The following is a 19,321-nucleotide window of genomic DNA, read 5'->3' as shown; positions in this document are numbered from 1 at the left end:
CGGCCCACCTCGCCGAAGCGGCCGCGCTCGAGACCCGCGGGCAGAAGGTCGTGGCAGCCGGGGTGTGGCCCGTGACGGGGTCGCCGTTCCAGTGGCGTGTCAGCTCGTGATGTCCTTTCCCGCGAACCGGGCCCAGGCGAGCAGCCCGAACACGACGGCATACGCCACGTCGACCCACAGACCCCGGGCGATGTTGTCCCAGAACGGCGGGTCGCGCAGCAGGTCGCCGAACGCCATCCACTGGTCGACGAGGAGCCACGGGTGCAGCCAGGAGATCTGCGGCACCGAGTCGGCGATCCACGACAGGATGGTGAAGATCATGAGCGCGACGGTGGCGGCCAGCGGTTGCTCGGTGAGCGTCGAGATGAACAGCCCAACGGCACCGAGGGCGGCCAACCCCGCAGCGATGTAGAGGCTGACCAGCACCACCCGCCAGACCGCCGAGCCGAACGAGATCTCGGTGCCGGACAGCGTCAGCATCGGTCCGGTGCCGAAGAGTGCGATCCCGGCGATGGCGCCGGCGAGGACCACGACGGCGACTCCCCACAGGGCGCCGATCATGAGAGACGCGTACTTCGTGACGAGCAGCCGGGTCCGTCCCACCGGCACGGTCAGCAGGTACCGGAGCGTGCCGAGGTTCGCCTCACCGGCCACCGCGTCACCGGCGAGCATCGCGATGGCGAGGGGAAGGAAGAGCCCCAGTTCGACGCCGAGCGCCGCGAGCGGCACGAACAGCCCGTTCGAGGTGATCGAGGACAGGAAGTCCGGCCCGCGCCCTTCGCGCGGCGACGAGAGCCGGACTGCGACGGCGATGAGGACCGGCACCGCGGCGAGGACGAGCAGTCCCATCTGGTTGCGCCGGCGGCCGGCGATCAGCCGCAGCTCCGATCGCAGCAGGCGTGCGGACAGCCACCTCGACGGGGGAACGCGACCGCCCGGACCCCTCTCGGGAACGTCGGCGAGAACCGGCTCAGCCGCTGACATCGAAACCCTCCCCGGTGAGCGAGACGAACAGGTCCTCGAGGCTGGGACTCGTCACGGTGAACTCCTTGACGCCGACGCCGCCCTCGACGAGCGCCGCGACGATCTTCTCCGGCGCGACGCCGTCCGGCGTCCCACGGACCCCGCCAGGCACCGCCTCGACGCCGTTGAGCCCGAGCTCGGACAGGATCCGCGCCGCCACGGTGGGTTGATCCGTGAGGACGCGAGCCGTCGGGGCCGCCCCTCCGCGGACCTCGAAGGTCGAGCCCTGGGTGACGAGCCGACCGTCACTCATGACGCCGAGATGGGTGCACATCTGTTCCACCTCGGACAGCAGGTGGCTCGACACGAAAACCGTTGTCCCGTCCGACGCCAGCGACGCGACGAGGTGACGAACCTCGCGAGTTCCTTGTGGGTCAAGGCCGTTCGTCGGCTCGTCGAGCACGAGCAGCTCCCGCGGCATGAGTAGCGCGGCGGCGATGGCCAGCCGCTGGCGCATCCCCAAGGAGTACGCGCGGTAGCGCTTGCCCGCGGTCGCGAGGAGGCCGACCCGGTCCAGGGCGGCGTCGATCCGCTGCCGCGAGGTACGCGGGTCCGCGGCGAGGTCGGCGGCGTCGAGGCGCCGCAGGTTGGCCCGGCCCGACAGGTAGGGATGGAAGGCGGGACCCTCGACGAGGGATCCGACGCGAGGCAGCACAGCCTGGGCACCCTTTGGAATCGGTTGCCCCAGAAGGCTGCTGGTGCCGGCGGACGGCCGAACGAGACCGAGCAGCATCCGTATCGTCGTCGTCTTGCCGGAGCCGTTCGGCCCGAGGAAGCCGTATACGGAGCCCCGCGGCACGACGAGGTCGATGCCGTCGACGGCGGCCCGAGCGCCGAAACGCTTCGTCAGCCCCCGGGTCGCGATCGCGAGATCACGCTCGGAGGCTGACGTCTGCACACGTTCGAGTGGTTGGGTCACTTCGCTGCCAGTGCGCTGTACAGCTGGTCCGGCGGGACTGCTCCGACGGCGATGCGGCCGTCGTTCGTCAGGACGAGCGAGAACAGCGTGCCTTGGAGGACGTGCCCGCTGCCCCAAGCACCCGACGTGGTTGGGAGCGCCTTGAGTATGCCGTTCAGCTGGGCCGTGCTGTCAGCCGCGGAGCCGCCGGCGCCCTGCTGCGAGGTCGGAAGGGTGAACGGGGCCACGACGACCGTGCTCCACCCGGAGCCGACGACCGTCGGCGCTCCCTGCATCCTGGCCAGCGCGTCTGCGGGCGGCTTGATCGGGGTCGGGCCGGCGTTGGCGTCGCCCTTGCGAGCGGCCATCTCGTCGGACTCGGTGACCTTGGTGCCGGCCGGCGGCGTGAACGCGAACTGCCGAGCGTCGGGCTTCGCGAAGTCGACGGCCGTGAAGCCGACCTCGAACGCAGGGTTCGCCAGCTTCTTGGAGTAGACCTGCACGCGCAGCGGGACGTGTTCCTGACTGTCGATGGCGATCCGCACGGACCCGACGAGGGTCGTCTTGTCCTTCGGGGTGAGGGCCAGCTCGTAGGCGGATCGGCCCGCGACCGAGGCCGTGCCCGACGTCGTCACCGAGGTGTGCTTGCCCATCAGGGCCAAGGCTGCAGCGGCCGCTTCGTCGGGGGTGCGGGGAGCGCCCGACGGCAGCGTGCTGGGGACTTCGCTCGGGAGCCCGCTCGGCAGGTGCTCGGCGGCCGAGCCGGCACGCACCTGGTCGGTGCTCAGCTTGTGGTGCACCGCGGACTTGTCGGCGCTGGACCACAGCCAGACGTCCGTGCCGTTGTGGATGACGTCGGACTCGCCGTTGCTGCCGACCAGGGCGAGCCGTTGACGTGTGGGACCGTCGAGCCAGACCCGCCAGGTGTGCGTGCCGGAGATGAGTGAGGTCAGCGAGCTGCTCGCGGATCCGGGCCGTCCGGAGCTGCCCAGTCCGGGGATGTCGGGCAGGCCGAGGTCCGACGTCTGGACGACGGTCCCGGAGAGGCTGGAGACGTTCGCCGAGCGGACGTCGGCAAGCAGCTGGGCCGCGGTGCGGGACGGTAGTCCGCTGTCGGCGTTGGCCGTCTGGTTGACGGTGAGGGCCGTGGCGCCGATGACCCCGACCGCCGCGACGGGTAGGGCCCAGCGGGCCTTGGGGTGGTCGCTGAAGAAGCTCATGTCCCCATCCTGCGCCCTGCCTGCTGAGAGCCGACTGAGACCGTGCAGCCGCGAGGAGCCGCGCGTCGCCGTCACCCCGTGGCATCGTGGCGGTGTGCGGGTGCTGCTGGTGGAGGACGAGGCCCGGATGGCCGCTGCCATCGTGCGCGGGCTGACGGCCGAGGGGTTCGTCGTCGACCATGTCGGGGACGGCCAGGCAGGGCTCGAGGCGGCACGGTTCGGCGCCTACGACGTCGTCGTCCTCGACATCATGCTGCCGCGCATGTCCGGCTACACCGTCGTCAAGACTCTTCGGGCCGAGGAGAACTGGGTGCCGGTGCTGCTGCTCACGGCGAAGGACGGGGAGTACGACGAGGCCGACGGGCTCGACTACGGCGCGGACGACTACCTGACCAAGCCGTTCTCCTTCGTCGTCCTCGTGGCCCGGCTGCGAGCCTTGCTCCGCCGCGACCCCGCGCCGCGTCCCACGGTCCTCGCGGCCGCCGGCGTAATGCTCGATCCAGCAGCCCACCGCGTCGAAGCCGACGGTTCGGAGGTGTCGCTGGCCCCGAGAGAGTTCCTCGTTCTCGAGCACCTCCTCCGCGCGTATCCCGCCGCGGTCCACAAGGAGGACCTTCTCGAGAAGGTCTGGGGGGACCTCGACGATGCCAACGTGGTCGAGGTCTACATCGGCTACCTGCGCCGCAAGCTGGGCAGGACGCGCATCGAGACCGTCCGCGGCGTCGGCTACCGGATGGCGCCGTGACCGTCGACGCACGCCACCGGTCGGTGCGGCACCGGTTCGCCCGGCTGAGCATCCGGGCCCGGCTGCTGCTGATCGGCCTCGCAGGCCTCGCAGGCGCACTCCTCATCGGTGGCCTCCTGCTCTACGCAGTCCTCAGCGCCTCGCTCGGCCGCTCCATCGAGGGGACGGCCCGGGCCAGCGCCCAGCAGGTGGCCCTGCTCGTCGACTCGGGCCGCACGCCCGACCCGGTCCCGGTGTCCGGGGCCCAGGTCGTCCAGGTCCTCGATGCCCGAGGACGGGTGGTTGCCGGGTCCGTGACGGCCGACCGGCTGACCTCTCTCGTCACGCCCGACGAGCTGCGGCGCGCCTTGGCGGGGGAGCAGGTGATCGTCCCGGGCAGTCGGTCCGGACTCTCGGGCCGCCTACAGGTCGCGGTGGTCCCGGCGGGACCGGCCGTGCGGACGGGCCGGGAGTACTCGGTGGTCGCAGCGGCGCCCACCGGGGACATCGAGCAGAGCGCGAGAACCCTTCGCACCCTGTTGCTGTGGATCTTTCCGCTGCTGCTCGCTGTCCTGGCGGTCATCGCATGGCGCGTGATCGGCGCGGCCCTTACTCCGGTCGAGGCGCTCCGGCGCGGTGCCGAGCGCATCGACGAGTCGTCGTCGGAGAGCGAGCGCCTGCCCGTGCCACCGACCCGTGACGAGGTCAGCGCCCTCGCGGCGACCCTCAACGCGATGCTCGACCGGATCACGATCGCTCGGCGCAAGCAGCGCGCCTTCGTCGCCGACGCGGCCCACGAGCTGCGCAGTCCGCTCGCCAGCATGCGCACACAGCTCGAAGTGGCACAGCGGCTCGGTGAGGGCGGCGACCTGCCGGCGGAGCTGCTCGCCGACGTGCACCGCCTGACGATGCTCGTGGACGACCTCCTACTCCTGGCGCGTGCCGATGACGCGGCCGCGGCGACACGCCAGTCCGCCGGGGTCGACGTCACGGCGCTCCTCACGGACCTCGCGAGCCGTTACGGCGGCGCCCGCGTCCCGGTGCGCGTCTCGCCCGGTCTCGCCGGTCGCCCACTGCAGACACGGGGGCAGAGGACCGATGTGACGCGAGCCCTGACGAACCTCGTCGACAACGCGGTCCGACATGCTCGGACCCGAGTCCTTCTCGACGCCACCTCGGTCGGCCACCAGGTCGAGGTGACCGTCACCGACGACGGCCACGGCATCCCCGTCGACGAGCGGGAGCGGGTCTTCGACCGGTTCACGAGGCTCGACGAGGCACGTGACCGGGACAGCGGGGGCAGCGGACTCGGCCTGTCGATCACTCGGGCGCTGCTGCGGCGCATCGGGGGCGACGTGCGCCTCGAGGACGCCGCCCCGGGGCTGCGAGCCGTGGTCCGCCTCCCGACGAACCATTGAGCCTGGTTGGTACAGAAGCAGTTTCGTCGGCGAACGGATCGACTTGCCCGACACCAGCGCCGATGCCGTCATCTCCAGCCTGGTCCTGTGCAGCGTCCCCGACCCCGACGCCGTTTGCGGGCACGGCCGTCGCCTAGGCCGGATCGCTTCTCGACCGGGGCTCGCCCTCGGCCCTGCGGGCAGCAGCGGGGTCTTGTCAGCGCGCGCCCCTCGTCCCACGTGACGGGGCGGCATCGTCGAACGCGGTCGGGAACGCCCCGCGCCAACGCGCGTCGCCCGGCCCCGGTAGGCGCTGCCTGCCACGAGTGCGGCGGCGGTGACCCCATCCCGGGAGCAGGAGCGCAGTCCACGCGGTAGCTCTTGTGGGCTCCTCACGGATCCCGCATGTTGGAGGGGTACACCGACATCGAGGCAAGGACATGACTGATGAGCGCCAATTCGAACCATCCCGACGTCGAACAGCCTGAGCACGAAAGAGCTGAGGACCAGGAAGCCACCGGCGTCGAGATCGGCAACACCGACGGTGAAGGCAGCACGTTCGAGCCCGAGGAAGACCCCGAGGGTCACGCCGGTTGAGAACCGCGCATCGGTGACCGACCGGACCTCGTCACGATACGCCGGCGCCCTTCGCCTTCCAGTGACGTCGGACGTCAGCAGACGATGGGGCGTTCGCTCCGGAGAGGAGGTGATCGTGAGACAACCAACACTGTTCTTGACTGTGGGACTCCCAGGCACCGGGAAGACGACTGCGGCGCGGCGAATAGAGGTGGAGCAGAAGGCCCTTCGTCTCACCAAGGACGAATGGGTGAAAGCTCTCTACGGGCAAGAAAATCCGTCGTCGGCCCAGGACGTGATCGAAGGGCGGCTGATCCAGATCGGCCTCCGCGTCCTCGAACTCGGCAACAACGTCGTGATCGACTATGGCCTCTGGGGTCGAGATGAGCGCTCCGCGCTGCGGCACGCAGCAGCAGACCTCGGCGCGAAGGTCGAGATGTGCTACTTCGAGCTCACCCCAGCTGAGCAGCGGAGTCGACTTGACCAGCGCCTGGCCGAGGCGTCACACACGACTTGGCACATGTCCGAGGAGGAACTCGTCGGGTGGGATGCCAGCATCGACGTCCCAACGCCAGGCGAACTCGACGGCAGTGAACCTCTGGACGACCCACCGGCTGGGTTCGCGACATGGGAGGAGTGGCGGGGACATCGCTGGCCGCCGTCGGTCTCCTGACGCCTGCTCCTCTCTTCGTCTGCGCGCGGCGGGGCTGATTGGCGCTCGGCGGCCGTGTGACCCTGACCGAGTGGCGGTATGCCGCACGGTGACGGCTCCCAAGGCTGCGTGGACTACTGACCGGCCAGCTCGGCGACAACCGGGGCCAACGCCTCGGCGGAGTCGGCGCCAAAGACGAAGTAGGAGTAGCCGATCTCCTCGCGCCGCCGCTGGATCTCCTCGGCGGCTGCCCCTGGGTCATCGGGGAGTATGGCCAGCGAGTCCGCCTTCCGCAGCGCCTCTGGATCGGTGTCTCGCACGGACGCCATGAACGGGGCGATGTCGTCGCCGACGACGGGGACGTGGAGCGCGAGCTCGATGTCGCGCGCTGCACTGAGGTCCCGTGCCGTGCGGGCGACGTCTGCGCGCGTGTCGCCCGAATGCACTGCGACGGTAACCGTGTCGGCGACTTCGACGGCCAGCGCTCGGGCGTGCGGTCCCCGAACGGTCATGACTACGGGCGTGTGAGCATCTGGGCCGTCCAGATCTCGCAGCCTCGCCACGGTCTCACGCACCTGGGCCAACCGCTCTCTTGGTGGGGCCACGGGCATGCCAAGCTCCCGAAGTTCGTCCTCGATGCCGGGCCGCCCGGTGCCGATGCCCATCTCGAAGCGGCCCTCGGTAAGCACCGACATCGAGTGCGCCTCCCACGCTGTGCTCCAGGCTGGGCGCAGTGGCGAGGCGTAGACCCAGGTGCCGACACGCAGGTCCGTGTGGGCGGCTGCGATCGCGAGCGTAGGGGCGGGCGCAGGCTGCCATTGCGGTACGTCGGGCATCAGCAGTGTCGAGTAGCCGCTGTCGGCGATGCGGCGTACGCGGTCCCGCCACGTGGGCAGGTCTGTCAGCACTGGGGCGACGACGCCGAATCGAAACGGTCTGGTCATGTCTGGACTCCGTTCACACAGGTAGGACGCCCGTCTGGCAGGCGATGACCGCTGCACCAGGCTAGGTAGGCGTGTGCGGCGGACTCGGTGTGGACACGCCACTGGCCTTTCAACGCGGTCAGGTACGCCGCCACGGCAAGTGGGGGCGGTCTGACTCGGGTGGGAGAAGGGCGGGCAGCAAGACGTTCTCGTGAGTAGCCATCTTCGCAGGGTCACCGGCGCTGGCTGGCAGCGACAACATCAAGATCCGCCCGGAGAGGTACCAGGCGGCGTCTGCCGCGGGAGGTCGGGCACGCTCGATCAGGGTCGCCTCGGTGCTCCGCGCTCCCACCACTGGCTCGGTGCCTGCTCGCGGATGTCCTGCGCTACCTACTCGACGTCCCCGCTGTTGCAGAACGTCCACGGCTCTTTCGCCGCGCGGGAGTACTGGAAAAGGGCTTCGTCTGCCTCGAACGCGTCCAGCTGCCCGGCCCGGAAGCGGTCGATCTCGGTGGCCGCTCGTTCCACCAGACGAGCCAGCTGCGCTTCGTGATATCCCTGACGGTCTCCTGCGCAGCACGCCGCTCAGAACATCGATGCTCGAAAGCTGGGCAGCCAGCTTGGAGACTCCCTAGACCTCCGGACGACCGGGCGAATCGCGGCATAGAAAGGACGTTCTGCGCGTGTGGCCTGGGTCTCCTGGGGTTGTCGACGGCCTCGACGCCGGGCTCGAGGGCGAGGGTCGCGTCGAGCGCGCCTGGGCACGTCCCCCGGGTATCGTCGAACGATGACCCAAGGACCCGCCAAGGACCGCATCGAAGCGCGCGCTGAGCTCCTGCCGGAGGAACAGGCCGCGGGCAGTGAGGACCCCGAGATGCAGGCTTGCGCAATCCTTGCCGAGTCGGACGAGCGCACCGAGGACCCCGAGCGCACCCGACACGAGTCCACGCAGACGCCGGACGAGGTTTGACGACGTTGTTGAGATGGTTGAGGGAACCTCACTGGACAGGGGGGCATGGTTGGCGTTCGCCGCGCCTTCTCCAGAGCTCATAGGTCGAGGGTCTGCCGGACCGGCGACCCCAGTTGCGCGCAGATCGGATAGGTGGATCGCGCCAGCCGCGGTATGAGCGAGAGGCGCGTTAGCCACCGTGCCCAGGCGGACTGGCGATCGCCGTTAGTACGGTGTGCCCGGTGAACTCCCGCGATGTCCGGCACGCCTACTCCTCACTCGCACAGCAGTACATCGACCTGCTCGGATCGGTGGAGATCGTCCACCCCGACGACTTGCTGCTGATCGAGCGACACCTGGGTCATCTGGAAGGCCCGGTTCTGGACGCCGGATGTGGGCCCGGGCACCTGACCGCCTTCTTACGCTCTGCCGGCTGCGACGTGACGGGGATCGACCCGGTGCCGGAGTTCATCGCGCACGCGCGTCAGACCTACCCTGAGGCGCGCTTCGAGGTGGGGTTCATGGCCGACGGGACTCGCCCGGACGCCTCGGTGGCAGGGGTGCTGGCGTGGTACTCCCTGATCCATGTCCACCCCGATGAGCTGGATCGCGTCCTGGCCGCGATCCGCCGCGTCTTGACGCCCGGCGGTGCCCTGGTCATGGGCTTTTTCAGAGGCCTGGTCTGCGAGCCCTTCGAGCACAAGGTCATCACGGCATACCGATGGCCGATGGACGAGGTAGCTGGGCGGCTGGCTTCGGTCGGGTTCGTGGAAGTAGAACGCTCGCAGCGGGAGCAGGAGGGGGAGCGACGTCCCCATGCGGTCATCGCTGCCCGGGCCGTCTAGTGGCGTTGGCGGCGCCGCACCGACATCGGCGGAGAAGCTCGGTCACCGGCATGTCCGCTGGGCGGTGTTGGTGCATCAGCGACGTCGGGCAGACAGGAGGTAGGTGCCGCCATGGACTCGCACGACGCCGTTTTGGCGTTCGACCGCGTCCTGTAGCGCGGAGGTCAACCGCGCCAGCGTTTCTGAGCCGAGGTGCCGGTGATCGGCAAAGGTCGCGACCAGGCCTGCCCACTGGGCGCTTGTCATCCGCCGGCGCCACCGGTAGACGCGCGGCGAGGCGGCGGTGAAGGCGGCGTGTGTAGCGAACGGATCGGGCGCGTCGTCATCGTGGCTGGGGTCGCGGCCGATGACCGTGATCGATGGGGCGACGTCGGCGTAGATGGTCTCGAACTCGGCGAGCAGGTCTGGCTGCACGGCGTGGAAGTTCCAGAACCGGGCGATACGTCCACCCCTCTCCAGCAGCCGCACGGCCTTGTCCAAGCCCCTGGCCGGCTCGATCCAGTGCCAGGCATGGCCACAGGTGATCAGGTCGAAGCGGCGTCCCGCATCCTCCCAATCCTCGAAGCAGCTGACCTCGACGACAGCGCCGCGTCTGCGGGCTACATCAACCATCCGAGGATCCGGATCGATGCCCAGCGTGGGGACGCCTCGCCCGAGGAGGTCGATGGCGACCTTGCCGGTCCCGCAGCCCACGTCGAGAGCCGCGCTGACGCGCGTGGCCAAGAGGTCGTCGAACAAAGCAGACGGATAGCCGGGCCGGAACCGGTCATAGGCCCCGGCGCTCGACCCGAACGACACGGCACGGTCGCGATCGGGGTGCAGATGCTCCAGCGGCACGCCTCAAGTGTCGCCCAGTCGTGCGTGTCTGGGGCCCCGCACATCAGCAAAGAGCGGATCGCGGCTACTTGTTTCATTGACGGCAGGACCGGTGCTGCGCAGGCTCTCGTCAGGTTCCCGCGCTCGTCGCTCGCATACGCTGCTGCCCACGCCTTGTCGTGTGGCTCTCTCATGGGTTGCGCCGCGCGGGCGTGAGGCGTCGGCAGGCCCTCTTACGTCGAGTGAGTGCTCACGGGTTCAGGCCGATCGCCACTGGGGCATACCCAACCTCCGACACGCTCGGAAATGGGACGACTGCACTGGTCATCGGGTGTGGACGAATTCGCAGCCGCCGCAAGGAAACCCGCGATCGCCACGGCGACGATGACGCCAATCACCTTTGCACGCCGAGGGATTCGCATCAGCAATCCATCGGGTAGGCAGGCGAACCGACCCGAAGGCCATCGATCACGCGATCGGCTTCGCGGCAGACCGCGCCCTCGTGGTCGTCGGCCTCGTTCACGATGGCAGTCTCCCACATACCGGCGATCGGGGCCGGAACGCAGCAATTGCGGACGTCTACGTCTGCCGTGTGACGGTGACCGCGGCGACCCAGACCGTCGGCTCGCAGCCGGGGCCGTTCGGTTGGAACTCATTCGGGCTCACGATGGAGTGCGTGGGTGGCGCCAGGATGGTGCCGTCTTCAGCGCGGACCGTGATCACGACGTCAGTGGGCTTTCGCGAGGTGAGGCCGGTATTTCGGATGAAGATCGCGTGCGCCGTGCTGGTGACGGCAGGGCTGGAGGAACAGTTGTCGGTCACGCACACCTCAACGGTGAGTGGCACCGTCCACCCGTTGCCTGCGAGGGTGACGGTGACGCCGGGGTCTGCGCCAATGGCAGTGCAGCCATGTGGTGTGAAGGCACCGCACCCGCTCAGCGCAGCGACGAGAGCCAGCGCCCCGGCGCGCGTTGCTTCCTCACGGCTCGACAGCCTCATGACGGGACGGTAGCCCGAGATTGCTTCCCGGTCGGCCGCCTCTGCAGTCACGATCACCTCTCGGCAGCTGCGAATGCAGCACCCGACGCCAGCGGGCTCGAGCAGATCGCGGCAGTAGCGGACGTTTCCCCTCGCCTGCTTGATCTGGCAACCCAGGTCGACGGTGGCACGCTCGTGATGCCTGTGGATGCCGCGTACGAGTACACCTTGGGAGCTCGCGTGCCCGTTCGGGCCCATGAGTTCACCAATTCCTGATCCCTGAGCACGACCCCAGGGCACTGTCCCGATCCTCGAGCCAGCCGCCGATGGCGAGGATCGTTCGTGTGCACGGCGACTGTCGGCGCGGCAGTGTCGCCGTCTCCGTTGCGTTGGCCGGAGGCGGGGTATGAGTATGGGGTCGTGGGCGGGGTCCCCCTCGAGGAAAGTCCGAATCGCTCCTGAGCAACGAGGGTCACCCCCATGCCCCCTCTACACCCAACCGGTCAAGCGGTGAGTGCCGCCCGGCACCACCTGACGCGACTGCGGTTGGTGATCACGGCGGATGCCGACATCGTCGCGGCTCGGGCGGCGGTGCGCGATCTCGCGTCGGACCTGGCCCTCCCGCAGACCGACCTCACCGGCGTCGCCACCGCCGTCTCGGAGGCGTGCCGCAACATCGTCCGCTTCGCCGGACAGGGAGAGCTCGTCGCCCAGCTTCTCGAGCAGCCGCGGCCTGGGATCAAGGTCACCGCGCACGACGACGGGCCCGGCATCGAAGATATGGGGCAGGCAATGGTCGAGGGGTTCAGCAGCTGCGGAGCACTGGGGCTCGGCCTGCCCGGCATGTGTCGCCTCATGGACGACTTCACGGTCGTGAGCGAGCCGGGTCAGGGAACGACGATCACGATGGTCAAGTGGCAGGACTCGTGAAGGGGCTGATCATCCGATCGGCGGCAAAGTCGGACGAGCGTAGCCGTCCTCGCAGCGGCAGATCCGGATGTCGACGCAGCGCTCGTCTGGAATCATCTGGCTGTGGGCACTGATCACGACTGGGTAGCCATCAACGAGGTTGTGGAGGCCGGCTTGCACGATGCGAATCTGCTTGAGTCGCCGCCCACGACCGAAGAGGAGCTCGGCTTCCTTGCTGACACGGTGACGGACCACCTGGCCGCAGCCCTGCAGCGTGGGGATCTGGCCAAACGACCGGCTTGGTGGAAGCCCTGATTCCAGCTGACTTCGGCATAAGAGTGCGTCTTGAGTCAGCGTGCCGGAACGCCTCTTTTCCATCGCTGCGAGCGCGCCTTGGAGGGCGTAGACGGATGGACGAGGGAATCCCATTTCTAAATCAGGCCGGATCTCCCCTCGCTCGAGGCCCGGGATGCTCAACCCCGACTCCACGTAGGCCGGCTCGTTGCTGCCGTCGCGGTAGTCGACGGTGAGCAGTGAGCCGAACTCGAAGCCGCAGTACGCGCTCCTGGAGGCGATAGGCTCCCCGCCGGGGTCATGGTCGTACCGCAGCCATCCGTCCACCTCTGTCAGCGAGCGTGCCCCCGCCCCCGCAACCAATCACAGGGAGTAGCACATGAAGTTGGTCTCGAAGTTCGCCTCTGTTGCCGTGGCCGCGGCCACGGCGTCCGTAACGGTGGTGACGATGGCAGCGCCGGCCCATGCAGCAGACCACACCTTGTTCTCGGCGAGCGGGAAGGCCTACGGCTGGTACGACGATTCGAACAATCGACTCGTTATCTGCGACATGGCCAGTGGGGACGGCGACGGGGCGAATGCCTCGATCCAAGGGGGTGGATGGGCCTGGGGTGGCAACATCGTCTACAACGGCTGCGTGTCAGAAGGTGGGATCGCCGATGGTGTGAGCGTCAGGATGACGGTCTGCGATTGGGTCTGGTCACAGGCACAGCAGATGCGGACGACCACTGGCTGTAGGAACGACTGGTTCACGTCTTGACCGGCCTCGCGCGGCTCAGGCGGCTGTGCTCCTACTGATCCCCTCGGTAAGGGGCAGGCGGATGGCCTATCCGTCTCGACCGACCTTGCCCGTGCTCCCTGAGTTCGTCGGCACGGCAACACTCGACAGACTCCTGAGCAGCGCGTCGCGCTACTCACGTTCGCGAGCCGAGAGTGTCTCGACGGCCGTTCGCTTCGAGAGACTGCGGAGATGTCGGGTCGAACCCAGAGCGTTCTCTGCACCTGTCGAGGGGCCCGAGACACCTCCAGACTCCTGGCTACCCTCAGCTAGCTGTCTTGTTTCAGCACGTTGGTGGCACGGGAACGCGCGGACAGCGGCATAGAAAGACGTTCTGCGCGGTCGGGTCTGGCGTGGGGAACGTCCTCCTGATGCGCTTGTCGGGCTTGGTGTCCCAGCGCGAAAAGGAGGACGTTCATGAACAACGGTAGTGGCGTGTCTCGTGGGGATCGCAACCGCAACGCACGCCTTTCCCGGCTGCGGGAGGCGGTCCCGGTCACGAACGCGATCGTGGGGATCGACCTGGCCGACCGCACGCAGATGCTGGTGGTGACCGACCACGACTCGAAGGTCCTGGCGCGTCGGACGTTCCGGTGCAAGGCGTGGGACCTGGGGGCGGCTCTGGACTGGGCGAGCGAACGCGCGGCAAGGGCCGGGTTCGGTGGGACGACGGTGGCGTGTGAGCCGACCGGGCACCGGTGGATGGTGCTGGCGCAGCTCGCGGCCGGGCGGGGCATGTCGTTCGTGTGCGTGCAGCCTGCACTGTCGTCGTGGGTGCGCAAGACCGAGGACCTGACCACGGACAAGACCGACGACAAGGACGCCGTGCTCATCGCCCGGTTGACGGCGCAGCTGCGCTGCTACCTGCCCGAACCGGTCGACGAGGCCAGCGCCGAGTGGGCTCGGCTGCGGCATCTGGGGGCTCGCCGCGAGGAGCTGCTGGAGGAGCACGTGGCGTGCGTGCAGACGGTGCGGGACCTGCTCGAGTGTGTGTGGCCGGCCGCGCTCGAGGCGGCGAAGTGGCCGTTCCGGTCGAGCACGTGGGTCGCGGCGATGGCCGTGGTGATCGGGCGTGATGGTGGTGACCTGGCCCGGACTCGTCGGCTCGGACCGGCCCGGTTCGAACGTGCCGTGCGCGCCGAGGTGGCCCGTCGTGGCGGGGTCCGCCCGTGCCTGCGGATCGTGCGCCGCCTGTTCGCGGCACTCGACGATGGCGCCGGGGTCCTCGCGCATCGTCCCGCGGTGTTCGAACGCATCGAGTGGACCCTGGCGGACTGGGACCAGGCCCGAACCAAGCTCGAGGAGACCGAGGCGCGGATGACGGGCGTGCTCGACGAGCTGGGCCTGACGAGGCTGGTCACGAGCATCGACGGGCTGTCGCCGGTCGGGGCTGCGGCGATCCTCGCGCAGACCGGGGACCTGCACCGGTTCACCTCCGCCCGGGCCGTGGTCAAGCACGCCGGGCTCGCGCCGCGCGAGCGGATGTCGGGCACGTTCATCGGACGGGCCAGGGTTACCGGCGCGGGACGGCCCGGGCTGCGGGTCGCGGCCTGGCGCGCGGTGTGGGGATGCCTGCAGACGAACCGGGTGTACGCCGCCAGCTACCGGCACCTGACCGGCCGCGAGCACCACCGCCTCACCCCGACCCAGGCCCAGACCGCGGTCGCCGGCGCGATCCTGCGACAGCTGTACGCCGTCGTCGTCCACCAACAGGCGCGGGACCCGGCCATCGCCGTGCACGGCACCAAAGCCTTGGAGGAAGTGACTGCGGCCTAACGAGATTCGAGCCTCTCTGCCCCGCCCGTCCTCACGCGAGGTCCGGCGTTCAAGAGCTGGGGCGGGGTGAGCCTTCCGCGGCATTGAGAACCATCAGGTATCTCGTCGGACATCACAGGCCGCCCCGTCCCGTCGTCGACACAACCCGATCACACGCTGCCGAGCACGAGCTCGATTACCGCTATGCAGGGACCGACGACCAGACACCGGCACCCGCCCAGCCCTTGACGCTAAACACCTCACGCTGATGTCCGGTCAACGGCTCAAGCTCTTTCAGTAGCCGTCGCTGAGAGGATCGCCGCATGTCCGGAGTTGTGACAGGGGAGCGCCGTGCCGAAGTCTGAATCTGCGCAGAGGTGGTTGCAGCGTCTGGCTGTGTCGCTCTGGTTCGGTGTACCGAAGGATGACACCGCCTGGCAGGTTGCTGAGAGCTGAGTACGGCGAGTCGAGGCCGACGTCATGGACCGGTTGGTTGCTACTGCCGAGCCGGCCATCGTTCCTGTGCCCGAAGGCATGGAGGGCGCCGAGGGCAGCGAGCCGTACCCGGTCCCGAGCGTGACCCGCCACGTGATGAAGTTTTCGGCGAGTGGCTCAGTGACCACCCGAGAAATCAGGCGGGAGCAGAGCATCGTGGAGGCGGTCCGCCGGTTCCGGTACCCAGCGGGTGGGTCCGTGCACTGGTTCCTATCCGCCTCGGTTCGGGTCCGACTGTCCTACGCCGTGCACGAGTTGCCGGCCGATCCCGGGGAGCAGCTCGAGGGGCGGCAGGTTCATCTGGAGTGCTCCCTTCGAGGGCTGCCTGATGCTGCTCGCGAGTCTCTCGTGGACGTCGCTGCGAGGTTTGCGGACGAACACGACCTGATCTATGGGCAGATCGGCGAGCCCATGACTCCCGGCTCGGGGACCATGCTGGAGGATCACCTACCCATGGCGCTGGGTCCTCGCCAGGCCTGGCGACGTCACGCGTTGCGCGGGTACGACTGGCTCACCCTCGTCCGTCCGGACCTATGGGAACAACTCGACGAGGCCCACCGGAAGTACGCGCGCGCGAGCCTCTTCTCGGTAGGGGAGCTTCCTCACGGTCTTGTACGGCTGCAGGCGACTGAGCGGCCCGAGGACTACGACGAGCTGGCTGTGCGGCGAGTGTTCGAGGCGCTGTCACCGCTCCTGCCGGCCCAGGCACCTGAACCGATGCCTTGGTTCCTGCCAGGACATGCACCGCCGCCCCCGCCGATGCTCATCTTCGAGGAACCGCAACAGCGGCTTCCCCATGCTTAATCGAAGACCGCCCGGTCCGATCGGCGACTCTCACCGCGCCTAAGCACCTGAACGCTCACGCTCACCGCGGCAGAAGAGGGCATCGGCCGGAAACTAAGTTGCAGGGATCAGCTGCGGCCCGATGAGGTTGTCCATGTCATTACCCGGCCAGTGATTGGGAGCCGCCATGTCGGATGGGCGAGGGACGGTTCTACTGACCGGCGTCGGCAGGCAGCGGTCGATCGGTGCCGGAATCGCGCTAGCTCTGGCCCGGGACGGATGGGATCTGGCGATCAGCTACTGGGCGCCCCTATGACGAGCGCGTAGGCCTCGAACGCCAAGGAAACGACCCCGAAGGCGTCGCCGACGCATGCCGGGCACTGGGGCGGCGCGTCGACCTATTCCCAGGAGACCTGGCCGACATCGAGGAGCCTGGTCGGCTAGTGCAGGCAGCGGCAGCCCATGGTGATCTCGCGGGCTTGGTCATGTCACATTGCGAGAGCGTCAACAGCTCGATCCTGGACACCAGCGTCGAGAGCTGGGAACGGCACTTCGCCGTCAACGCTCGCGCTACCTGGCTGCTCATCAAGGCTGTCGCGGATCGAGTCCCTGACCTACAGACCACGGAGGTGACCGCGCGGATTGTCGCACTCACCAGCGACCACACGGTGGACAACCTGCCGTATGGCGCCAGCAAGGGCGCCCTCGATCGTGTGGTGATCGCCGCTGCGGTCGAGCTCGGCCCGCGCGGAATCCGTGCCAATGTCATCAACCCGGGGCCGATCGACACCGGCTGGATGACACCGGAGATCCGTGAACTGGGAACGAAGCAGACCCCCGTCGGCCGGCTCGGTTCGCCGCAGGACACCGGCGATCTGGTCCGCTTCCTCATGTCCGACGCAGGGTCGTGGATCACGGGTCAGATCCTGTACAGCAACGGCGGCTTCAAGACCAGCTGCTGACGACACGCATGCACATCCGCTCATCGGCTGCTTGTTTCATTGACGCAGGATCGGTGCCTGGCAAGGCTCGGTCCAGGCGTCCGGGCTGTCGCTCTCAATTCGGCTGCTCACCCTGCTGGTGTGGCTCTCATCTGGCCTGCGCAGCCCGGACGTCGCCAGGGCAAGGAGAGGCTCAAGAGGGGTATGCCCCAGCTCGAAGCAGCGTTGCCCTCCCGGCTCGACGACCAGTTTCGGTTCGATGAAGGAGAGGGACGTGCACGAGCGTGGATCAAGGCGTGTGGTGATTGGGATGGATCCGCATAAGACGTCGGTCACGATCGAGGTGATGGGCCCCGAGGAGTCCGTCCTGAGTGGGGGCCGGTTCGACACCGACCAAGCCGGTTACCGGGCCATGCTCGAGGTGGGTCTGTCCGGAGCGGGTCTGGGTGGTTGAGGGGTGTAACGGCATCGGCCGCCACGTCGCGTTGCGGCTGCTCGCTGACGGTGAGCAGGTCATCGATGTCCCGCCGAAGCTGTCCGCCCGGGTACGGATGTTCGCGACCGGGCAGGGCCGCAAGACCGACGCGACGGACGCGCACTCCATCGCCCTGGTCGGGGTCCGGATGGCCGGGCTGCGCCCGGTCATCAACGACGAGCAACTGGCGGTCCTGCGGGTGCTGGCCGACCGGCGCCGGCCCTGGGGGAGGACCACACGCGGATGGTCTCTCAGCTGCATCATCTTCTGCTCGAACTGATTCCGGGCGGAGCGAAGAAGGACCTGTCCGCGGCGCAGGCGAGAAGCTCCTGGCGACGGTGCGCCCGCGCGACGTCGCCGGCAAGGCCCGTCGTCGGGTCGCGGCCGAGTTGGTCGGCGACCTCGAACGGATCTACGCCCGGAAGAAGGCCGCGGACAAAGAGCTCACGGAGCTACTCGCAGCCACGGGCACGACCCTGACCGACCTGCACGGCATCGGCCCCTCCGGCGCAGCCCGGTTACTGGTCGAGGTCGGGGACATCACCCGGTTCCCGGACAACAACCACTTCGCCTCCTGGACCGGCACCGCGCCCATCGACGCGTCCTCCGGTGATCACACCCGGCACCGGCTCTCTCGCGGCGGGAACCGTCAGATCAACCGGGTGCTGCACATCATGGCCACCGTGCAGCTGCGCAACCCGACCGAAGGGCGCGCCTACTTCGACCGAACCAAAGCCCGAGGCAAAACATCGAACGAAGCGATGCGGCTGCTGAAACGACGCCTGTCCGACATCGTGTACCGCACCATGCTCGCCGACGCCGCCCGGCACATGACGACGGGCCCGGGAGGGCACCAGGGTGACGACTCTGACTCCAGCGCGGCCGGCTCACAACCCCACACCAACTCTTCGGACAAGCCACTTCCCGGACCCGCCACCACCCACCCCAGAACGGCCCTGCCGGCGGCGTCTTGACACAGAGGGGAGCCAGATCCGGTAACCAAGTTAGATGGCCGTCCCGCATCGGAGGCGGCATGACCCGGGTGGCCGGCCCCGAAATCCGACTCGAGCTGGTCGACTTGCAGTCCATCACGAAGGGACTGACGACCCAGACCTACCGCATCACGGATCGCCGGAACGCCGAGACGGCTACGATCCGAAACACGTGACAGAGGTGTGCTGGCCATGCCGGTGAGGCGTCCGACAGCGGTGGCCCGAAGACGCGCGAGGTCTCACACGCATCGGTTGCCCCTGACGCGAACCGGGTCTGATGTGGCTGCCGGAGGCAGACTGGGCTGCTTACAGAGAGGGGAATTCGGATGACTGAGCTTGTGGTCGACTTCATCACCTCGCTCGACGGGTACGCGTCCGCGGAGGGCTGGCCGGGCTGGTGGGGCCTGCAAGGGCCGGAGTACCTTGCCTGGTTGGCTGAGAGCCCTGAAGGAAGCTACAAGGTCCTGATGGGAGCGAACACCTACCGGCTCATGTACTCCTTTACGAAGGAGGGCGAGCCGGGGACCGACGTGCTGGGAGGGATGTCCAAGATCGTCTTCTCCAACACGCTGACGGAACCGCTGGAGTGGGAGAGCTCGACCTTGGTCGCCGGCGACGCGGTCGAGGCTGTTCGGACGATGAGAGACACCGGCGACAGGTCGATGCGCACCATCGGGAGCCTCACATTGTGCCGCTCGCTGATCAAAGCCGGCGTCGTCGACCGGTTCCGGGTCGTGATGTTCCCAGTCATCACGGGAGCCACCGGCCGGGAGCGAATCTACGACGGCTACCCAGACGTCGCTCTCGACATGGTCGACAGCCGCACGTTCGACGGGCGGATCCAGCTGGTCGAGTACGTCCCCACGGTGTTGGACGGACCACCGGTCGCATCCTGAGC

Annotated in this window: 21 protein-coding genes and 1 pseudogene; 15 read left to right on the top strand and 7 right to left on the bottom strand. The window is 68.3% G+C overall.

Going from position 1 to position 19,321, the window contains the following annotated elements:
- Positions 1 to 99: 99 nt before the first annotated feature.
- The 3 genes from H9I49_RS07625 to H9I49_RS07615 are packed head-to-tail and all read right to left on the bottom strand — an operon-like array spanning position 100 to position 3,141.
- Positions 100 to 984, bottom strand: coding sequence for an ABC transporter permease (locus tag H9I49_RS07625; protein ID WP_188029772.1), 885 nt, complete (start codon positions 982 to 984; stop codon positions 100 to 102).
- Entirely contained in the window at positions 971 to 1,921 is a 951-nt protein-coding gene (locus H9I49_RS07620; RefSeq protein WP_370587475.1) for an ATP-binding cassette domain-containing protein, read from the bottom strand. Before H9I49_RS07620 ends, H9I49_RS07625 begins: the two co-directional genes overlap by 14 nt.
- 17 nt (positions 1,922 to 1,938) lie before the next feature.
- Positions 1,939 to 3,141: a hypothetical protein gene (locus H9I49_RS07615; RefSeq protein ID WP_188029770.1), complete on the bottom strand. Its 1,203-nt coding sequence runs from the start codon at positions 3,139 to 3,141 to the stop codon at positions 1,939 to 1,941.
- 94 nt (positions 3,142 to 3,235) lie between these two features.
- Here H9I49_RS07615 and H9I49_RS07610 point away from each other — a divergent pair, with 94 nt between their 5' ends.
- The 4 genes from H9I49_RS07610 to H9I49_RS07595 all read left to right on the top strand — a co-directional run bounded on the left by H9I49_RS07610 (position 3,236) and on the right by H9I49_RS07595 (position 6,511).
- Entirely contained in the window at positions 3,236 to 3,886 is a 651-nt protein-coding gene (locus H9I49_RS07610) for a response regulator transcription factor (RefSeq protein WP_188029769.1), read from the top strand.
- The gene (locus H9I49_RS24375) at positions 3,883 to 5,283 is read left to right on the top strand and encodes a HAMP domain-containing sensor histidine kinase (RefSeq protein ID WP_223128453.1); all 1,401 of its coding nucleotides are present in this window, start codon (positions 3,883 to 3,885) and stop codon (positions 5,281 to 5,283) included. The genes H9I49_RS07610 and H9I49_RS24375 overlap by 4 nt, the downstream gene beginning before the upstream one ends.
- Before the next feature lie 426 nt (positions 5,284 to 5,709).
- The gene (locus tag H9I49_RS07600) at positions 5,710 to 5,859 is read left to right on the top strand and encodes a hypothetical protein (protein WP_188029768.1); all 150 of its coding nucleotides are present in this window, start codon (positions 5,710 to 5,712) and stop codon (positions 5,857 to 5,859) included.
- Between the two features lie 109 nt (positions 5,860 to 5,968).
- Complete coding sequence (locus tag H9I49_RS07595) at positions 5,969 to 6,511, top strand: AAA family ATPase (RefSeq protein WP_370587474.1); 543 nt, start codon at positions 5,969 to 5,971, stop codon at positions 6,509 to 6,511.
- Between the two features lie 113 nt (positions 6,512 to 6,624).
- On the opposite strand, the gene H9I49_RS07590 is transcribed toward H9I49_RS07595, so the two are convergent.
- Positions 6,625 to 7,434 (bottom strand): LLM class flavin-dependent oxidoreductase, encoded by an 810-nt coding sequence (locus H9I49_RS07590; RefSeq protein WP_188029767.1) that lies wholly within the window; start codon positions 7,432 to 7,434, stop codon positions 6,625 to 6,627.
- 766 nt (positions 7,435 to 8,200) lie between these two features.
- Here H9I49_RS07590 and H9I49_RS07585 point away from each other — a divergent pair.
- Positions 8,201 to 8,383, top strand: a complete 183-nt coding sequence (locus H9I49_RS07585) for a hypothetical protein (RefSeq protein ID WP_188029766.1) — start codon at positions 8,201 to 8,203, stop codon at positions 8,381 to 8,383.
- Positions 8,384 to 8,604: 221 nt separating this feature from the next.
- Positions 8,605 to 9,207 carry a class I SAM-dependent methyltransferase gene (locus H9I49_RS07580; RefSeq protein WP_188029765.1) on the top strand — a complete coding sequence of 201 codons (603 nt, stop codon included), beginning with the start codon at positions 8,605 to 8,607 and terminating at the stop codon, positions 9,205 to 9,207.
- Positions 9,208 to 9,282: 75 nt separating this feature from the next.
- On the opposite strand, the gene H9I49_RS07575 is transcribed toward H9I49_RS07580, so the two are convergent.
- Positions 9,283 to 10,044, bottom strand: coding sequence for a class I SAM-dependent methyltransferase (locus tag H9I49_RS07575; protein ID WP_188029764.1), 762 nt, complete (start codon positions 10,042 to 10,044; stop codon positions 9,283 to 9,285).
- Positions 10,045 to 10,602: 558 nt separating this feature from the next.
- Positions 10,603 to 11,259 (bottom strand): hypothetical protein, encoded by a 657-nt coding sequence (locus H9I49_RS07570; protein WP_188029763.1) that lies wholly within the window; start codon positions 11,257 to 11,259, stop codon positions 10,603 to 10,605.
- A 252-nt stretch (positions 11,260 to 11,511) separates the two neighbouring features.
- Here H9I49_RS07570 and H9I49_RS07565 point away from each other — a divergent pair, with 252 nt between their 5' ends.
- Complete coding sequence (locus H9I49_RS07565) at positions 11,512 to 11,931, top strand: ATP-binding protein (RefSeq protein WP_370587473.1); 420 nt, start codon at positions 11,512 to 11,514, stop codon at positions 11,929 to 11,931.
- Positions 11,932 to 11,940: 9 nt separating this feature from the next.
- Here H9I49_RS07565 and H9I49_RS07560 read toward each other — a convergent pair whose 3' ends face one another.
- Entirely contained in the window at positions 11,941 to 12,531 is a 591-nt protein-coding gene (locus H9I49_RS07560) for a hypothetical protein (protein ID WP_188029761.1), read from the bottom strand.
- Positions 12,532 to 12,583: 52 nt separating this feature from the next.
- Between H9I49_RS07560 and H9I49_RS07555 the strand changes: the two genes are divergently transcribed.
- From H9I49_RS07555 to H9I49_RS07530, 8 genes and pseudogenes are all read left to right on the top strand, one after another.
- Positions 12,584 to 12,964, top strand: a complete 381-nt coding sequence (locus tag H9I49_RS07555) for a hypothetical protein (RefSeq protein ID WP_188029760.1) — start codon at positions 12,584 to 12,586, stop codon at positions 12,962 to 12,964.
- A gap of 435 nt (positions 12,965 to 13,399) precedes the next feature.
- Positions 13,400 to 14,758 carry an IS110 family transposase gene (locus H9I49_RS07550; RefSeq protein ID WP_188029759.1) on the top strand — a complete coding sequence of 453 codons (1,359 nt, stop codon included), beginning with the start codon at positions 13,400 to 13,402 and terminating at the stop codon, positions 14,756 to 14,758.
- 459 nt (positions 14,759 to 15,217) lie between these two features.
- Positions 15,218 to 16,036, top strand: coding sequence for a hypothetical protein (locus H9I49_RS07545; protein WP_188029758.1), 819 nt, complete (start codon positions 15,218 to 15,220; stop codon positions 16,034 to 16,036).
- A 166-nt stretch (positions 16,037 to 16,202) separates the two neighbouring features.
- Positions 16,203 to 16,977, top strand: a pseudogene (locus tag H9I49_RS07540) (SDR family oxidoreductase).
- A gap of 289 nt (positions 16,978 to 17,266) precedes the next feature.
- Positions 17,267 to 17,410, top strand: a complete 144-nt coding sequence (locus tag H9I49_RS23790) for a hypothetical protein (RefSeq protein ID WP_255523777.1) — start codon at positions 17,267 to 17,269, stop codon at positions 17,408 to 17,410.
- Positions 17,403 to 17,711 (top strand): transposase, encoded by a 309-nt coding sequence (locus tag H9I49_RS23785; RefSeq protein ID WP_370587471.1) that lies wholly within the window; start codon positions 17,403 to 17,405, stop codon positions 17,709 to 17,711. Before H9I49_RS23790 ends, H9I49_RS23785 begins: the two co-directional genes overlap by 8 nt.
- Before the next feature lie 58 nt (positions 17,712 to 17,769).
- Positions 17,770 to 18,405: a transposase gene (locus H9I49_RS23780; RefSeq protein WP_370587470.1), complete on the top strand. Its 636-nt coding sequence runs from the start codon at positions 17,770 to 17,772 to the stop codon at positions 18,403 to 18,405.
- 344 nt (positions 18,406 to 18,749) lie between these two features.
- Positions 18,750 to 19,319 (top strand): dihydrofolate reductase family protein, encoded by a 570-nt coding sequence (locus H9I49_RS07530; RefSeq protein ID WP_188029757.1) that lies wholly within the window; start codon positions 18,750 to 18,752, stop codon positions 19,317 to 19,319.
- The last annotated feature ends 2 nt before the right edge of the window (positions 19,320 to 19,321 follow it).

The organism is Terrabacter sp. MAHUQ-38 (assembly GCF_014518425.1).
Taxonomy (GTDB): Bacteria; Actinomycetota; Actinomycetes; order Actinomycetales; family Dermatophilaceae; genus Terrabacter.
This window is presented reverse-complemented; position numbering and strand designations above follow the sequence as displayed.

What these genes read in the sequence shown, in the direction of transcription:
- H9I49_RS07555 (WP_188029760.1), top strand. Translation starts at nt 12,584, where the DNA reads ATGAAGTTGGTCTCGAAGTTCGCCTCTGTTGCCGTGGCCGCGGCCACG.
- H9I49_RS07600 (WP_188029768.1), top strand. Translation starts at nt 5,710, where the DNA reads ATGAGCGCCAATTCGAACCATCCCGACGTCGAACAGCCTGAGCACGAA.
- H9I49_RS07590 (WP_188029767.1), bottom strand. Translation starts at nt 7,434, where the DNA reads ATGACCAGACCGTTTCGATTCGGCGTCGTCGCCCCAGTGCTGACAGAC.
- H9I49_RS07530 (WP_188029757.1), top strand. Translation starts at nt 18,750, where the DNA reads ATGACTGAGCTTGTGGTCGACTTCATCACCTCGCTCGACGGGTACGCG.
- H9I49_RS07550 (WP_188029759.1), top strand. Translation starts at nt 13,400, where the DNA reads ATGAACAACGGTAGTGGCGTGTCTCGTGGGGATCGCAACCGCAACGCA.
- H9I49_RS07570 (WP_188029763.1), bottom strand. Translation starts at nt 11,259, where the DNA reads ATGGGCCCGAACGGGCACGCGAGCTCCCAAGGTGTACTCGTACGCGGC.
- H9I49_RS07625 (WP_188029772.1), bottom strand. Translation starts at nt 984, where the DNA reads ATGTCAGCGGCTGAGCCGGTTCTCGCCGACGTTCCCGAGAGGGGTCCG.
- H9I49_RS07615 (WP_188029770.1), bottom strand. Translation starts at nt 3,141, where the DNA reads ATGAGCTTCTTCAGCGACCACCCCAAGGCCCGCTGGGCCCTACCCGTC.
- H9I49_RS07545 (WP_188029758.1), top strand. Translation starts at nt 15,218, where the DNA reads ATGGACCGGTTGGTTGCTACTGCCGAGCCGGCCATCGTTCCTGTGCCC.
- H9I49_RS23790 (WP_255523777.1), top strand. Translation starts at nt 17,267, where the DNA reads ATGGATCCGCATAAGACGTCGGTCACGATCGAGGTGATGGGCCCCGAG.
- H9I49_RS07585 (WP_188029766.1), top strand. Translation starts at nt 8,201, where the DNA reads ATGACCCAAGGACCCGCCAAGGACCGCATCGAAGCGCGCGCTGAGCTC.